Origin of the sequence: Actinocrispum sp. NPDC049592, assembly GCF_040675465.1 — a bacterium.
Lineage (GTDB): Bacteria > Actinomycetota > Actinomycetes > Mycobacteriales > Pseudonocardiaceae > Kibdelosporangium.
On the sequence record NZ_JBFAPA010000003.1, the window covers coordinates 490,276 to 505,830 of the forward strand.

Consider the following 15,555-nt stretch of genomic DNA (forward strand, 5'->3'; position numbering starts at 1 on the left):
TACTGCGCCTAAGCGCTCATTCGGGCCAGCTCTTCCTCGACTATGGAGGGGTCTAGCTTTTTGAATACGGGTTTTGGCGGGGAGAGCTCACGACCCACTTCAAGTGGTACGGACTCCCAACGTGCGCCAACCGTGTAGTCACCTGTGAGGATCGGGTACGCCGGACCGCCATCGAGGTCTTCAACCTCGGCGATCACGGGCATCGGAGCGTGGACGCCTGTGCCGCCCAGCAACTCGTGGATCTTCTGAGACGCATGTGGCAGGAAGGGAGTCAGGAGAGTGTTGCAGTCGCTGACCACCTGCAAAGTCACATGCAAGATCGTGCCCATGCGGACAGGGTCGTCCTTGATCTTCCAGGGTTCCTGCTCATAGAGGTACTTGTTGGCCTCGCCGACAACCTGCATTACTTTGCCGATTGCAGCCTTCTGCCGGTGGCGAGCAATCAGGTCGCCTACCGTCCCGAACGCGGCCTTGGCTGAGTCCAAAAGTGCTTGATCGGCTGGTGTCAGATCACTTGCCGCCGGGATAGCGCCGAAATTCTTGGCCGCCATCGAAACGGATCGATTCACCAGGTTTCCCCAACCGGCCACCAACTCGGTGTTGTTACGCCGGTAGAACTCATCCCAAGTAAAGTCAGTATCAGACGACTCAGGTCCCGCAACCGCGATGAAGTACCGCAACGCGTCTGCGCTGTACCGCTGCAAGACATCGCGCACAAGGATCACACGTCCTCGTGAGGTTGCGAACTTCTTTCCCTCCATCGTCAGGTACTCACTCGAAACCACTTCCGTCGGCAACGCAAGTTCGCCGAACTCGCCAGGCTGCCCACCCTTCGATCCTTGACCGTTGTAGGCAAGAAGCTCGCCCGGCCAGATCTGAGCATGAAAGGTGATGTTGTCCTTACCCATGAAATAGAATGATTCGGCGTCAGCATTAGCCGCCCACCATTCTTTCCACTGGTCCGAGGTCTTGCCAAATCGGCGCGCCCACCCACTCGATCTCTCTCCGGCGCAGTGGATCACCCGCATCACGCGTCAGCACGACGCGCAACGTCCGCACCTGGAGCTGCTGGACTCCTACTACGAAGGCGAGCAGCCTCTGTCGTACATGCACCCGGAACTGTTGCGGCGCTTGGACAACCGGGTACGCCAGGTGGTGATCAACTGGCCTGAGCTAGTCGTGGACTCGCTGGACGAGCGGCTGGACATCACCGGGTTCCGGCTCGGCGCTGAGCAGGCGGCCGACCGGGAGCTGTGGCAGATCTGGCAGGCCAACCGGCTCGGCCTGCACTCCGAGCAAGCCCACATCGACGCCTTGGTGCTCGGCCGGTCCTTCGCGATCGTCGGCACGAACGAGAAGCGCCCCGCGTTCCCGATCGTCACGGTGGAGTCCCCGTTCGACGTGCACGTGGACATTGACCCGCGGACCCGTGAGGCGCGGGCGGCGTTGAAGCGGCAGTACGCCGAGGACGGCGACGGGGACCTGTCCGAGGCGTGGGCCACGTTGTACCTGCCGAACGAGACGATCTGGTACAGCTCCGACAGCGGCGGCGCGGTGTGGGAGGAGTACGACCGGGACGAGCACGGCATGGGCGTGGTCCCGGTCGTGCCGTTGATCAACCGGCCTCGCATCCGGCGACGCCGCACCACACCACCGCGCCTCGGCCGGTCCGAGCTGGCCAGCGTGCTGCCGTTGTCGGACGCGGCCAACAAAGTCGCCACCGACATGATGGTCTCCGCGGAGTTCCACGCGATGCCCCGCCGGTACGCCTTGGGGTTCGACAAGGACGACTTCGTTGACGCACAAGGACGACCGCTCACCCCATGGGAAGCGGTCGCAGGTGTGCTGTGGGCCTCGTCAAAGTCGCCCAAGGAGGACGGGGTCGCCGTCGGGCAGTTCCCGGAAGCGGATCTGTCCAACTTCCACAACACCCTGAACGCCCTGGCTCGGTTGGTCGCGTCGATTTCCGGTCTGCCGCCGCACTTTCTGGGCTATGCCACTGAAAACCCGGCGAGCGCGGAAGGCATCCGTTCGTCCGAGGCCCGGCACATCAAGCGCGCGGAGCGCCGTCAGCGGTCCTTCGGGGATGGCTGGAACCAAGTGGCTCAACGGATTCTGCACGTGCGCGACGGCCGGGTACCGGATGAGGCGCTGCGGGTGGAGACCCAGTGGGTGGACGCCGCGACGCCCACGTTTGCCGCCCAGGCCGACGGGGTGGTCAAGCTCTACAGCGCGGACAAACTGTTGCCACGCCGGGCCTCCCGCCGCGCCCTGGGCTACTCGGACGCGCAGATCCGGGACATGGAAGCTGAAGACCAACAAGCCTACGCCCGCGTCGCGGGTGGGGACCTCGCAGCGGAATACGGTCCGAAACCGACCGAGCCGCGCCCGCCGATGGCCGCCGATCCCACACCGGACAACGAACCAGCGCCGACACGGACCGGGCGTCCGCCACGGGCCGTACAGTTCCGCGAACCCGTGGCGGCTGGGCGGGTGGTGGCGTGACCGCACCCGCTAGCGCGGGCGCGGAGATCGAGTTCTACCAGGCATACCAGCAGGCGACGCGGCAGGCCGTCGAGCAGGTCCAGACCGCCTGGGCCGGGCTCGACGAAGGCGACCCGGTGGGGTCGTGGACCGAGCAGGTCCGGCCACAGACGGTCGCGGCCGTCGAGCAGGCCCAAGCCGAGACCGCGTCGCTGGCCCCGGTGTACGTGGCCGCCGTGCTGCTGGCCGCTGGCCTGGTAGCGGCCCCGGTCGCCGCCCTGGTGGCCGCCGCATTCGCCGGCTACGCCGCCAACGGTCTACCGCTGGCCGCGCTGTTCGATCTCGCGTTCGGCGCCTACCGTCGCGCCCTCGCCCTGGGCGTGCCCGAGAGTGAGGCCAGCGCTATCGGGTTGTCGCGGTTGCTGACCTACACGGCCACGGAGATCAGCGACACGGCCCGGCTGGCCGTCACGGCCGCCTCCGTGGCCGATCCACGGATCGCCGGGTACGAGCGGATCGTGCACCTCCCGGCCTGCGGCCGGTGCATCCTGCTGGCCGGTCGGCTTTACCGGTTCTCCACCGGGTTCGCCCGGCATCCGCGCTGTGACTGCGGTATGCGCCCGGTCACCCGTACACAGTGGGAGTCCCACCGGGACAACAACCCCCGCGCCCTGTTCGCCGGGATGACCCACGCCGAGCAGGACAAGGCGTTCGGTAAGGGCGACGCGGCGGCGATCCGAGCCGGGGCGGACATCGCCCGTGTGGTCAACGCCCGCCGCCCTGGCGCGCTGTATGTCGCGGGCGGGCACGAGTACACCCGCGACTCGGTCACCGTGCGTGGCGCAGGCCGCGAGATGGGCGAGTTGGCCCGTCAACGCGGCGACCGCTACCGCTCCACCCGCACCGCGAGGCCCACCGCCGCCCAGCTGGTCAACAGCGCACGCGACGAGATCGAACTGGCCGACCTGTTGCGCCGCTTCGGCTACCTGCGCTGATCCCACCGTATTTGCTTGTCGTGAAAGGAGTTCTGGTTACCCGTGCCCGACACACCGAGCCCGACCAATCCAGCCACCCCACCCGTCCCACCGCCCGAGCCCGCGCCACCACCACCCACCATCCCGCCACCGAGTGACCAGCCTCCGGCCAGCGAGCCGGGCACAGTGGACTACAAGGCGCTCTACGAGCAGACCAGCGCCCGGCTGACCGCCGCCGAGCAGACCGCCCGCGACCACGCTGACAAGGCCACGAAGTACGACGAGTACCAGGCCACCCAGCTAACCGACACCCAGAAGGCCGAAGCCCGCGCTGAGGCGGCCGAACAGCAGATCACCGCGCTTCGCCGCCTGGCCGTGGACGCCGAAATCCGCGCAGCCGCAACGAACTGGGCCGACCCGACCGACGCACCGCGCTACCTCGACCAGCGCGATAAGTACCTCACCGCGGACGGGACGGTCGACACCGCCGCGATCACCGCGGACCTCGCCGCGGTCCTGCTGACCCGCCCGCACCTGGCCCGCACCACCGAGACCGAGAACGCCGGCGGGCGGCGGCCCGCGCCGGACCCCTCGCAGGGCGCCCGCAGCAACGGCCCCGCCGGGCTGGACGCGCAGATCGCCGAGGCCGAGCGCACCGGCGACTGGGCCACCGCCATCCGCCTGAAGAACCAGCGTCTCGCCCTACAGGCCAGCCAGCAGCGCTGACCGCTCCCCTGTCCTTTCCTTGTCCTGTTTGGAGTATTGCTCATGCCCGGTGTGGCCGCGATCGCCAACACCTACAACAGCCCCAATTTCGTCGGCGAACTGTTCGCCCTCACCCCCACCGACACACCGTTCCTGGCCGCGATCGGCGGCCTGACCGGCGGCAAGCGCGCCAACGGGATCGTGCACACCTGGAGCGTGTACGACCTGCGACCGCCGGACCCCAACCGGCAGCGCCCGGAAGGCGCGGACGCGCCCAGCCCGGAAACCCGGGTGCGCGGGCAGGACCGCAACGTCCTGGAGATCCACCAGGAAACCGTGGGCGTCACCTACACCCGCCAGGCCGCCCAGACCATGTTCGCCGGAACAGGATCACCGAACCCCAACGCTGCTGCCATCGGCGGGACGAACGCGGTGGACAACGAGATGGACTGGCAGACCCGCCAAGCCCTGGTCCAGATCGCCCGGGACGTCGAGGTCGGATTCCTCGTCGGCAAGATGCAGGAACCAACCGACAACAGCACGGTCCGCAAGACCAAGAGCATCATCGACGCCACCAAGACCAACGTCATCACCAATGCCAACCCCACGGCGTTGACCGAGAAGATGGTCCTCGACCTGTTGCAGAAGGTCTGGGAGAGCGGCGGCATCCAGGTCTCCGAGACCGCTGTGCTGATGTGCAACGGCTGGCAGAAGCGCGTGCTGACCAACGAGTTCATCACCAAGAAGCAGTACCGGGAAGAGTCGCGCAACGTTGCGGGCGTCAGTGTGACCACCATTGAGACTGACTTCGGGCGACTGGGGATCATGCTCAATCGCTACATGCCCGCCGACACCGTCCAGGTTGCCAGCCTGGACCAGTGCGCCCCGGTCCTGCTGGAAACTTCCGGGCGGGGATTCCTGTTCTCCGAACCGCTCGGCAAGACCGGCGCGTCGGACAAGGCCCAGATCTACGGCGAGATCTCGCTGGAGTACGGGCCGGAGATCGCCCACGGCAAGATCACCAACCTGGCTACCGCGTAGGAAGGGTCCTGATGAAGTTCACGTCAACCCGCTATCCCCAACTGGTCGTCCACGACCTGGAAGTCACCTTCGTCGACGGCGAAGCCGAGGTGACCGACAAGGCCACCATCGAAGCCCTGCGCGGTCTCCCGCCCGATGTGGGCGTGCGCGCTGCGGGTGGGCGTCCTGTGCGGGACGCCGAGGCACGGTAGCTAGCAGTTTCCGACGATGAAAAAAGGGGCCTGCACGATGTCGGCAGGCCCCGGGGCCTGCCCGAGTCTCACCTCGGGGAGGCGGCAATGCAGCCGTGGCACTTAATGGGGCTGTGCCAGGCTTTGTGGGAGCCGTATCGGGTTGGGTTAGAACCAGCCCTTGCGCCAGACCCACCAGACGATCTTCTTGATCGCCTTGAACATCGTCTCGGCCTTGTTGCAGAACCTCCGGCGGAAGACCTTCTGACACGCCTGGCGCCAGACGAACTTGAGGAACTTCCGCGTTGCGTTCAGCAACAACGCTATGAGTAGGTACGTGAGGAGGAAGAGCAGGAGACCGGCGACCCCGCCGACTGCTCCCAGGGGCTTCAGTAGGTCCGCCAACAGGGCGAACAGTCCGGCAACAACGAACCTCATGGTCAGTCACCCGGGTATAGACCAAAACGCCACTCCGCCGTGCGCCGATCACCCGTCCTTTCTGGCGACTGCACCGGCGAACATCAGCGGCGGAGCGGGTAAAGATGAAACATCTTCATACCTTTCTCTTCATTTGATGGTCACGACCAATCGAGTTACCAAGGGGTGTCGTGACCAAGCAATAGATGCGCATGTGACTATATACCTACGCCTAGGGGTTGTCACGGGCGTCTAGCCTGTTCAGGGGCACATCACCCGTTCGAGTGACGGGGCAGGTAGGTGCATCGATGCCTCCTCTCGTTTCACTCGCCTCCGTCGAGGACGTCCAAGCCCGCGCTGATCACCCCCTGACTGATGAGGAACGGTCACGTACCACGGCTCTGCTTGCCGACGCAGCCGCGATCGCCTACACCTACGTGCCGGACATCTCCACCCCGCCACCCCCGACAGCGGTCGGGGTGGTGTGTACCGCCGTGCTGCGGGCGCTGGCCAGCCCGGCGGACGGCATCCGCAGTGAAACGGTCGGCGGCTACTCCCGCACCGTCGCTCACGAGGGCGGCGGGCTGTATTTCACCGAGGCCGAGCTGGATCTGTTGCGTCCGCCCAGGTCGCAGCCACGCGGCGCGTTCTCGATCTGGACCGTCCCGCCCGCGCCGTCCACGCAGACCGGGGGTGGTTGATGCAGTTGCCGCACCGGCTGATCGTGATCACCCCGACCGAAAAGACCGACGAGTACGACAACCCCACGCCGCGCCTGGACTATGGGCCGGACGCGCCACGGCGGGAGATCTGGGGCCAGCTGCAACCCACCGGGTCGCGCGAGGACCCCGAGCCCGGCCGTCAGCCGGTGATCTCGTCGTGGCGGCTGTTCACGTTCTCACCGATCCATGCCCGTGAACGCGTCGAGTGGAACGGCCGGACGCTCGATGTGCAGGGCGAGCCCGCTGCTTGGGCGCCGCGTCCTGGCCGTACCCACTATGAAGCCTCACTATCCACTGTGGAGGGTTGAGTCTTGCCGGACTTCTATGGTCTGGAGATCGATCGGGCCGGGGTTGAGGAGATCCTGAACTCGCCCGAGGTGGCCGATGCGGTCAGCGACGCTGCCGAACAGGTCGCCGAGGCCGCCCGCGCCCAGGGCCACCGGGTCACCTCCGGCGAACCACTCCCGATCGAGGTCTACGACGACCCCGGCACCGATCGAGCCGGAACCACGGTCGCCGTGCCGCACGCGGCCGGGGTCGGCATGGAAGCCTGGCACGGCGTGCTCAAGCGGGCCGCGAGCGCCGCCGGCCTGGACGTGCAAGGTCTCGACATCCCGACCCCGCTGCCACGGCGACGGGCGCGTGATGGCGGATGACTCTTCCTGTTCCGCTCGACGTGGCCGAGCTGGTGGTGCGCGCCCTGCGGCGGCTGCTGGCTGAGCGACCCGAGCCCGAGGCCGCCGGGGTGAAGGTGTCCACCGAAACCGGGCGCGGCCCGACCGGCGGTCCACCGTCCTTGCCGTGGCTGCTGGTCGCCAACGACGGCCACACCTGGGACTGGCCCGCCGTCCAACGCGTCACCGTCCGTCTGACCTGCTGGCACCGCACCGCACACAGCAGCACCGCACTGGCCGCCCTGGCGATGGCCGTGCTCTGCGCCCCGGGCGCTGGCCGCCCGTGGTCGGCCGAGCCGGTGAGCGGCCCGATCAGCGGCACCGACCCCTACACCGACAAGCCCCTCGCTACCGCCGCTGTCGCGGTGCTCGCACGAACTCCCACCCGCCGATAAACACGTTCTCGCTCTGGAGGTTTTGCGCCTCTGGCGTCCCGCGCGAGGCCCTGACCTCCTCATCATGCTTGGAGGTCACCAAACTTATGGCACTCAACAGTGCCCTTGTTCGCGTCGCCGGAACCGGCGAGGTCTCGCTGGCCCCGGTGGGAACGCCGGAACCTTCCGACGCCACCACTCCACTCACCGCAGCCTGGTCCGGTCTCGGGCTGTCCACATCGGACGGCGTGACGGTGCGGCGGTCGGTGGACAAACAGGGCACGGAGCACTGGCAGCAGTTGACTCCCGCCCGATACATCTACCAGGGCCAGGAACTCACCGTCGCGTCGTCATTCCAAGAAAGCAAGGGGGTCGTGCTCGGCGCGTACTTCGGCGGCCTGCGGTTCGCGGAAACCGCGCAGGGCAGCAAGAAGTACCGTGCCGAGATCTCCAGCGTCCCGCGCAGCGACGTCCGCGCGCTGTGCGTGGACTGGACCGACTTCATCAGCGATACCGAGGTCTACCACCATCGGCTCTACCTCCCCCGCGCCGAGGTCTCCGAGACCGAGGACGCGCAGTGGAGCCGCAGCCAGGAAAACCGGTGGGGGATGACGTTCGCCGCGCTCGCACCGGTCGGCGGGTCCACAGTGCTCGGTGTGTGGCTGACCGACGACCCGGCAGTACTGGCCACCCCGCCCGCGCTCACGGCCATCGAACCGTTCAGTGAGGAGACAACCCAGTGAGCACCAGCCAACGCGCCGAAGCCACGCGCAAACCCGCCGCCTCCGGTGGTCCGGCGGTGATGTGGCGCGGCAAGCGGTTCACGCTGCCCACTCCGGACCAGATGCCCCTGGAAGCGTTGGAGGCCGAGGAGGACGGCAAGCACCTGACCGCGCTCAAGCTCATCTTGGGCGTCGAGCAGTACGCCACGTTCCGCTCGCTGGCCTCCACGGCGGCCGACGCGGAGGACTTCTCCACGAAGGTGATGCGGGAGCTGGGGCCGGGAAACCCCTAACGGTCGTCCGGCTGCTGGGCGACGAAACCACCGCGGGCGCGCTGGAAACCGACTTCCTTCGCCTCGGGCTGGATCTGCTGGATCTCTACCGGGGCCGGATGTCCTTCCGGCGGGTCTGCGTCATCGTCGCCCACCTGCCGGACGACGCGGCGGTCTGGCGTTCCGCCGGCCGGGACGCCGGATGGCCACGCACGGACTACCTCCTGGTCGCGCTGGAACGGCGGGTCACCCTGCTGTGGGCGACGGTCGCCGCCGCGTTCGGTCACACGCTGACCGAGGACCAGGTGGCCAGCCCAGTAGACGCCCTGATCGGTCGCAGTGACCGGCCTGCCGCTGCGGGCGGGGGTGAGGCCAGGCCGGAGACCAAGACTCTGCGTGAGATGGCGCTGATGATGCGCGGCCACTAGTCCCGTTTCCCAGTCCTGGTAACGGGTTGCGGTGTGGGTGGTGGTCGCCATCACCGCTGTCGGCCACGCCTATCTGAAGATCATGCCCTCGTTGCAGGGCCTGGGGCGTCACCTGCGCGACCAGATCCGCGAGTCCGAGCGTTCGGCTCCGTCGATCTCGCTGACCGCGCAGGTGCAGACCGCGCTGCTGAAAGAGCAGCTGCGGGCAGCGGCGCGGGAGGGCGACGAGACCGCGATCCGGCTGTTGGCCGAGCTGGACGCGGTCCCCGCCGAAACCCAGTTTCAGCGGCTGCTGCGGCGCCTGTCGGGCAAGTCGGTCGACGTCAAGGTCAACGCCGACCGTTCCGCGCTCTCCCAGGTCGCGAGCGCCCTGGGTGCGGTGTCGTCCGGGGTCGACAAGACCGCGCTCGGATTCACCCGGCTGACCGCCAGCGTCGGCGCGGCCACCCTGAAGTACGCGGTGCTGGCCGCTGGGGTCGGGCAGGCCATCGCCGCGCTGCACGCGGTCGGCGCTGCGGCGGTGACCGCGTCCGGGTCGCTGCTGCTGGTGCTCTCGGCGGGCATCGCGCTGGCCGTCGCGATGCACACCGCGAAGCTGGGCATGCAGGGCTTCAGCGACGTCTTGAAAGAGACCGACCCGCAGAAGTTCGCCGACGCACTGGCCAAGCTCGCCCCGTCCGCCCGGGACACCGCACAGGCCGTCCGCAGCTTGGCGCCTGCGTGGACAGAGCTTCGCCTGGACGTTCAACAAAGACTGTTTTCCGGGCTGGGCCAACAGGTCCGGGACCTGGGCGCGCTGTATCTGCCGGTGTTGCGGACCGGTCTGGGCGAGATGGCGACCAGTCTCAACGCTGGTGCCCGCGGCTTCGGCGAGTTCGCCCGCGAGTCCCGCACGGTCGGCGACTTGCGGACCATCCTGGACAACTCCGCGAAGTCGATGGGGTCGCTGTCCAGCGCGGTAGCGCCGCTGTTGCGGGCGTTCCGGGATATCGCGGCGGTCGGGTCGGAGTTCCTGCCCAAGTTCGCCTCCGGTCTGGCCGACGGCGCGAACAAGTTCGCAGAGTTCATCGCCCACGCCCGGGAAACCGGGCGGCTCAAAGAGTGGATCTCCCAGGGGCTCGCGGCGTTGGGCCAGCTGTTCACATTGTTGGGCAACCTGGTCAAGATCGTCATGACCGTGTTCGGCGCGGCCAACGCGGGCGGCGTCTCGTTGCTGTCCACATTGGTCTCTCTGACCGGCGGCCTGGTGACGTTCCTGCGCTCGGCCGAGGGCTTGAACGCGCTGCACCAGATCTTCGGCGGCTTGCGCGCGGTCGGTGAGGGCCTGCGCCCGGTGTTCGCGCAACTCGGGCCGCTGCTGGTGAACTCGATCGCTCCGGCGATCGCGCAGCTGGGGCCGATGCTCGGCCAAGCGCTCGGCGCCCTGGCGCCCGCGATCGCTCCACTGGGCCAGATCATCGCCGCCCTGGCACCCGTGCTCGGGTCGGTCGCGCAAGCGTTCGCCGCGATCCTGGTGCCCGCCGTCCAGGCGCTGGCGCCAGTGGTCCAAGCGTTGGCGCCCGCGCTGGCTGAGGTCGCCGGTCTGCTCGGCGGTGCGATCGGTGACGCGATCCGCGCTGTGGCACCGGCATTGCAGCAACTGGCCGAGGCCGCCGCGCCACTGATCGTCCAGTTTGGCCAGTTGCTGGCCGAGTCGTTCCGCACGCTCGGACCGATCCTGGCGCAGCTGTTGACCCAGCTGACGCCGATCATCACCCAACTGGGCGGGGCGTTCCTGCAAGCGCTGGCTGCTGTGTTGCCTGTGCTTGGCCAGCTGGCCCAGGTGTTCAGTCAGGTTTTCCTGGCGTCGCTGCAAGCCGTGATGCCGGTCCTGCCGGTGGTCGTGCAGGTGATCACTCAGCTGGCCGGGGTGATCTCGCAAGCGCTCTCGGCCGCGGCGCCGATCCTGGCCCAGGTCGGCACCCTGCTCGGGCAGATCCTCGCGCAAGCGATCACGGCCCTGGTGCCGATCATCCCGCCGCTGGCCGAAGCGTTTCTCAACGTGGTCAACGCCTTGTTGCCGTTGCTGCCGCCGTTGCTGGAACTGATCTCCACGCTGCTGCCGCCGCTGACCGGGTTGATCGTCGCGCTGGCCCCGGTGGTTATTGAGGTCGCGAACACCTTCGCCGCGCTGGTCCAGGCGGTCACGCCGTTCGTGATTCTGATCGCGCAGAACGTCATTCCGATACTCGGTGACCTGCTCACGGTCGTCACCGACGTGTTCAAGGGAATCGGCGAGATCACCGGGGGCGCGATGAAGGCGATCCAGGGCGTGATCGACATCGTCATGGGCGTGATCTCGGGCGACTGGTCGAAAGTCTGGACCGGGATCAAAGAGTTCGTGTCGGGGATCTTCGGCGGCATCCTCAAGGGCGCACTCGACATGATCGGCGGTCTGGTCGAGTTCTTCGCCAGCATTCCCGGCCGCATCCTCGGCGCCCTCGGTGATCTCGGCTCGTTGTTGCTGGAGGCCGGAAAGAACATCATCCGGGGCCTGGTCGACGGCATCGTGGCCGGGTTCACCTGGGTCAAGGACAAGCTCGGTGAACTCACGGACTGGATCACCTCGTGGAAAGGTCCGCCCGCGCGGGACAAGGTGCTGCTGGCCCCGAACGGCCGGTTGATCATGCAAGGGCTGCTGTCCGGTTTGGAGGGTGAGGAACCCGCGATCCGGGACTATCTGACCAACTTGACCACCAGCCTGCCGCTGACCGTCCAGGCCGGGTCTCGTGCCTCTGCTGGGGTTGTCGGGGCATCCCTGGGGGCTGGTCCCTCTGCCGGGCCGTGTGGGTGGCAGGCCGATCCGGGCATGTTGACGGCGGCGGTCACCGCCGGGGTCCTGGCCGCGCTGGACGGCGCCCGCATGACCGTCGACGGCGCTGGAGTTGCCCGACTGGTCAACACCGTCGACGGCGCTGGAGTTGCCCGACTGGTCAACACCGTCGACGGCGCTGGAGTTGCCCGACTGGTCAACACCGTCAACGCCCGCAACGCCCGACGGTGAGGTGAACGAGATGCCGGTGTTCTGGCTCGGTCCCCTCGGGGCGTTACGAGCGTTGCCGTCGCCGTCCCTGGGGAGTGGTCCGGAGGCGACTACCACCCGGTACGGCGCCACCCACCGGTCCCTGTCCGGCAGGCCCACCATCGACCTGCTGGGCGCGCGCCGGACGTGGAGGCTGACCTGGCCCTTCCTCGATCCGTCCACGCACGCCTTCCTGGACGCCCTGCACCTGGGGTTGCTCACCGACCCGGTGTGGCTGATCGACCCGCAACGGCCGAACCGGTTGCCGGTGGCGGTCGCCTCCACCGGGTCGACCACTCGCACCACGGAACCACTGCCACCGCGGGGACGCTCGCCTGGACGCCTACCGGTCTCGGCGGGCTCCCAGCGGCGGGCGGTGTCGCCTGGACAGTGCCTGCCGACAGTGCACGGCTGGACGCCACCGGCCGTGTCCCGCTCCCCGACACCGGGCCGGTCACCTTCTCCGCCTACGTCGCCACGCCTCCCTCCCCTCCGAGATCCCTCCGGCTGACCGTCACAACCGAAACCGCCACCGGCACCACGCTGTCCACACACGACAGCAACCCGGTCACCCCTGACCCCACCGGCACGAGGTTGACCCTCACCCTTGCTCCTCCTGCCGGGGCGGCTGCCTGCCGGGTCGCGCTGACCGCGCCATCCGGGACAGCCGCCACCGTCACGACAACCGGATGGCAGGTCGAAGCCGGATCGATCGCGACGGCATGGAGTGCGGGCGGAGGCGCGGCGGTGGTGCTGGTGGATTCCCTCGGCGTGACCTACCCCCTGCCCGGCTCCTTCGCGACCACCTTGACCCTGCTGGAGGCATGAACCGTGCACGATCTCCCCGGCCTCGGCATCACCGGTGCCCTGGTCCTGGTGATCGCCTACCTGCTGGCGTCGAACTTCCGCGACCGCCTGCAACACGAGAAGACCCTGGCCGCCCGCGAGGGCGAGCACGCGAGCGAACTCACGGCGGTCCGGACGGCTTATGAAGCCGATCTCGCCGGCCTGCGCGTCCGGCTGGCCGCGCTGGAACAACGGCTCGCCGAACTGGAAACCGAACTCGACTCCGAACGCGAACGCCGACGCGCGGCCGAGGACGCCGCCGCCCGCGCCCGCCGCCAACGATCCGGCAGACCGGTGAGAGGGGCGAGCGATGCTGACGACCGGAACCCCGGCCCTGGATGACGCCCTGGCCGAAGCACTGGCCCAACCCGTCCGGCAACCCATCTGGCGCCTCATGGTGGATCTGGCCGGAGACGGCGGCTTTGCCCATCCCTGGTCGGATCTGAACGGCCTGGTCACCGAGATCGACGTGGAACGCGCGATCACGGGGGACCTGCCCGAGGGCACCGCCCAGGTCGAGGGCTACGCCTCAGCCAAGCTCACCGCACGCCTGGAAGGCCGCTTCCCTGACGGGACACCGATCACCGACGCGGTCATCCAACGACCCGGAAACCCGCTGTGGGCGGGTGTCAGTGTGCGCTACGACCTGGGCCTGCTCACCAAGGTCGGGCCGGTGATGTTGCGGCAGTTCACCGGCGTGGTCCGGGCCACCACCCTGCGGGCGTCCAGTGGCCAGGTCGAACTCACCGCCGCCGACGGCGCCGAACGGCTGCGGGCCGCGATCACCCTGCCCGCGATCAGCCTGGACGGCCTTCAGCAAGCCAAGTATGGCGACGCGTACCGGTACTGGATGAACAGCCAGTGGATCGTGGACTATGTCTTGCGTGCCAACGGAATCCTGACCGCAGCGGCGCCCCTGCCCGGCGCGGTGCTGTCGGTGACCGGGCACGGCGCGCTCACTCCGGAGATCGGTTTCGGTGGGCAGCCGCTCGGCACCACCGGCACCTACACAGGTCCCTTGTGGACCAACGGCCCGGACGGGATGCTCGCCCCGAACGGCGGCGGGAGCATCCCGCCTTACACAGCCAGCTATACCGGCACCAGGCCGGTCCCGGTGACCTTCGGCGGCGGGTTCGGCATGGCCGCGTGGATCTACCACGGGGCCGGGGCACCGCTCGGCGGTGGCCTGACCACCTCGCCCGTACTGGAAATCCTGCCCGCTGACCAAAGAAGCCTGCGGCTGGTCCTGCAACCCAACGGCGGCATCGCCTTCTCGGTCAGAATCGTCGCGCCGACGGACATGTTCACCGTCTGCCCGATTGTCCTGGACTCGACGGTGAAGTGGCGGCTGATCGCCGCCCACGTCTCCTGGAGCGCCGGTTCTCCCACGTCCATCACGCAGCTGACCGTGAACTGGTACATCGACGGGCAGACCGCGACCACCGTCACCACACGCAACGTGTTGGCGGGCGGGGAGTTCCCCTCAGCACTGGCCACACTCACCGTGGTCCGGCCCATCAGCGGCGTCCAGATCTGGACGTCGCCCACCCCGCCCGCGCCCGGCGGCTGGCCGCAACTCCCTCCGGCGCCGCCCGCTGACATCGACCCCGGTCTCAACGAATTCACCTGCCTCCCCTCGATCAGCGGCCAGGACTCCTGGGACGTGCTCAAGGAAGTCGCCGGCGCCGAGTTCGCGGTGCCGGGATTCAACGAGGCTGGACGGTTCTCGTTTCTCAACCGCGCCACCATCGCCGCCCGCCAATCCGCACCGCCCACAGGCAGGGTAACCGTGGACGACCTGGCCGAGGTGAACGCGACGACCAGCATGGACAGCGTGCGGAACGAAATCGCGATCTCGGCCACCCCCGCCTACACCTGCACCCCGCGCGTGTTGATCGAGTCCACCGACCCGCTGTCCTATGTCATCCCGGCCAACACCACCGACCGGCGCACAGTGGTCCTACCCGAAGGATCGGTGAACTTCAGCGGCCTGCTCAACAGCCTCACCAGCGGCATCGTCGTGCGTGTCCCGAGCGCGAACTGGAACGACAACGTCCAAACAGGATTCTGCATGGTCCGGGTCGACCAGCCCACCACCGAGGTCACCAGCAACGTCTCGGTCGTCGTGCGACGACTGACCGGCACCACCGCCCAAATCCGGATCATCAACTCCAACGCGTTCGCCGTCCAGTTCACCACCAACGAAGCCACACCCCGGCCCGCGTTTCGGGTGTCCGGGACCGTGGTCACCGCCGACCCCACCCGCACCGACACCATCACCGACGACGCATCGATCGCCACCTACCGGCGCCGCTCGCTGGACCTGCCCTCCGGCCCTTGGCGGCAACGGGTCGAGCCGTTCCAGGCACTCGCCCGGACACTGCTCAATGAGCTGGCACACCCCAACGCGGTGTACGACCGCATCCCCGTACCCGGTGACCCACGCCGAGTCCTGACCGACACCATCACTCTCGCCTACCCCACCACCGTGACCGCGTCCATCGTGGGCATCACCCGCCGACTGTCCACCACAGACGGATTCGTTGACGAGCTGACCATCCGGCCCGTCACCACCTAATGGGGATTGATCGGCGTGGCCTCCCACCGATTGTGGTTGGTGGGGGTGAGGCTGGTTGCCGAGCCGCTGGCCGGTGAGCACTGTCAT

The 15,555-nt window shown here is 68.0% G+C and carries 17 protein-coding genes and 1 pseudogene; 16 read left to right on the forward strand and 2 right to left on the reverse strand.

All coding sequences use genetic code 11. The features are described from left to right. Positions 1 to 8 precede the first annotated feature (8 nt). Positions 9 to 989: pseudogene (locus AB0J95_RS12165) on the reverse strand (class I tRNA ligase family protein); the annotation flags it as partial. Between AB0J95_RS12165 and AB0J95_RS12170 the strand changes: the two are divergent. Genes AB0J95_RS12170 through AB0J95_RS12190 form a run of 5 tightly spaced genes read left to right on the forward strand, consistent with a single transcriptional unit; the run spans position 970 to position 5,395 of the window. Next, positions 970 to 2,505, forward strand: coding sequence for a phage portal protein (locus AB0J95_RS12170; RefSeq protein ID WP_364756116.1), 1,536 nt, complete (start codon positions 970 to 972; stop codon positions 2,503 to 2,505). The pseudogene AB0J95_RS12165 and the gene AB0J95_RS12170 overlap by 20 nt on opposite strands. Continuing rightward, a complete protein-coding gene (locus AB0J95_RS12175; RefSeq protein ID WP_364756118.1) occupies positions 2,502 to 3,479 on the forward strand; it encodes a hypothetical protein in 978 nt (325 codons plus the stop codon). The genes AB0J95_RS12170 and AB0J95_RS12175 overlap by 4 nt, the downstream gene beginning before the upstream one ends. A gap of 42 nt (positions 3,480 to 3,521) precedes the next feature. After that, entirely contained in the window at positions 3,522 to 4,184 is a 663-nt protein-coding gene (locus AB0J95_RS12180; protein WP_364756120.1) for a hypothetical protein, read from the forward strand. A gap of 42 nt (positions 4,185 to 4,226) precedes the next feature. Further along, positions 4,227 to 5,204, forward strand: a complete 978-nt coding sequence (locus AB0J95_RS12185) for a DUF5309 family protein (RefSeq protein WP_364756123.1) — start codon at positions 4,227 to 4,229, stop codon at positions 5,202 to 5,204. An 11-nt stretch (positions 5,205 to 5,215) separates the two neighbouring features. Continuing rightward, complete coding sequence (locus AB0J95_RS12190; RefSeq protein WP_364756125.1) at positions 5,216 to 5,395, forward strand: hypothetical protein; 180 nt, start codon at positions 5,216 to 5,218, stop codon at positions 5,393 to 5,395. Between the two features lie 147 nt (positions 5,396 to 5,542). On the opposite strand, the gene AB0J95_RS12195 is transcribed toward AB0J95_RS12190, so the two are convergent. Next, positions 5,543 to 5,812 (reverse strand): hypothetical protein, encoded by a 270-nt coding sequence (locus AB0J95_RS12195; protein ID WP_364756127.1) that lies wholly within the window; start codon positions 5,810 to 5,812, stop codon positions 5,543 to 5,545. Positions 5,813 to 6,099: 287 nt separating this feature from the next. Between AB0J95_RS12195 and AB0J95_RS12200 the strand changes: the two genes are divergently transcribed. From AB0J95_RS12200 to AB0J95_RS12250, 11 genes are all read left to right on the forward strand, one after another. Continuing rightward, positions 6,100 to 6,492 carry a hypothetical protein gene (locus tag AB0J95_RS12200; protein WP_364756129.1) on the forward strand — a complete coding sequence of 131 codons (393 nt, stop codon included), beginning with the start codon at positions 6,100 to 6,102 and terminating at the stop codon, positions 6,490 to 6,492. Further along, positions 6,492 to 6,821: a hypothetical protein gene (locus AB0J95_RS12205; RefSeq protein WP_364756131.1), complete on the forward strand. Its 330-nt coding sequence runs from the start codon at positions 6,492 to 6,494 to the stop codon at positions 6,819 to 6,821. The genes AB0J95_RS12200 and AB0J95_RS12205 overlap by 1 nt, the downstream gene beginning before the upstream one ends. A 3-nt stretch (positions 6,822 to 6,824) precedes the next feature. Then, positions 6,825 to 7,169 carry a hypothetical protein gene (locus AB0J95_RS12210; protein WP_364756133.1) on the forward strand — a complete coding sequence of 115 codons (345 nt, stop codon included), beginning with the start codon at positions 6,825 to 6,827 and terminating at the stop codon, positions 7,167 to 7,169. Further along, complete coding sequence (locus tag AB0J95_RS12215) at positions 7,166 to 7,582, forward strand: hypothetical protein (RefSeq protein WP_364756135.1); 417 nt, start codon at positions 7,166 to 7,168, stop codon at positions 7,580 to 7,582. Before AB0J95_RS12210 ends, AB0J95_RS12215 begins: the two co-directional genes overlap by 4 nt. 86 nt (positions 7,583 to 7,668) lie before the next feature. Continuing rightward, on the forward strand, positions 7,669 to 8,304 hold the full coding sequence (locus AB0J95_RS12220) for a hypothetical protein (RefSeq protein ID WP_364756138.1): 636 nt from the start codon (positions 7,669 to 7,671) through the stop codon (positions 8,302 to 8,304). Continuing rightward, the gene (locus AB0J95_RS12225) at positions 8,301 to 8,576 is read left to right on the forward strand and encodes a hypothetical protein (RefSeq protein ID WP_364756141.1); all 276 of its coding nucleotides are present in this window, start codon (positions 8,301 to 8,303) and stop codon (positions 8,574 to 8,576) included. The genes AB0J95_RS12220 and AB0J95_RS12225 overlap by 4 nt, the downstream gene beginning before the upstream one ends. A gap of 98 nt (positions 8,577 to 8,674) precedes the next feature. Continuing rightward, positions 8,675 to 8,983, forward strand: a complete 309-nt coding sequence (locus tag AB0J95_RS12230; RefSeq protein ID WP_364756144.1) for a hypothetical protein — start codon at positions 8,675 to 8,677, stop codon at positions 8,981 to 8,983. Between the two features lie 31 nt (positions 8,984 to 9,014). Then, positions 9,015 to 12,026 carry a hypothetical protein gene (locus AB0J95_RS12235; protein WP_364756147.1) on the forward strand — a complete coding sequence of 1,004 codons (3,012 nt, stop codon included), beginning with the start codon at positions 9,015 to 9,017 and terminating at the stop codon, positions 12,024 to 12,026. 249 nt (positions 12,027 to 12,275) lie between these two features. Further along, positions 12,276 to 12,872 (forward strand): hypothetical protein, encoded by a 597-nt coding sequence (locus tag AB0J95_RS12240; RefSeq protein WP_364756150.1) that lies wholly within the window; start codon positions 12,276 to 12,278, stop codon positions 12,870 to 12,872. Between the two features lie 3 nt (positions 12,873 to 12,875). After that, positions 12,876 to 13,232, forward strand: coding sequence for a hypothetical protein (locus tag AB0J95_RS12245; protein ID WP_364756153.1), 357 nt, complete (start codon positions 12,876 to 12,878; stop codon positions 13,230 to 13,232). Continuing rightward, the gene (locus AB0J95_RS12250) at positions 13,201 to 15,468 is read left to right on the forward strand and encodes a hypothetical protein (protein WP_364756155.1); all 2,268 of its coding nucleotides are present in this window, start codon (positions 13,201 to 13,203) and stop codon (positions 15,466 to 15,468) included. The genes AB0J95_RS12245 and AB0J95_RS12250 overlap by 32 nt, the downstream gene beginning before the upstream one ends. Positions 15,469 to 15,555: the final 87 nt, after the last annotated feature.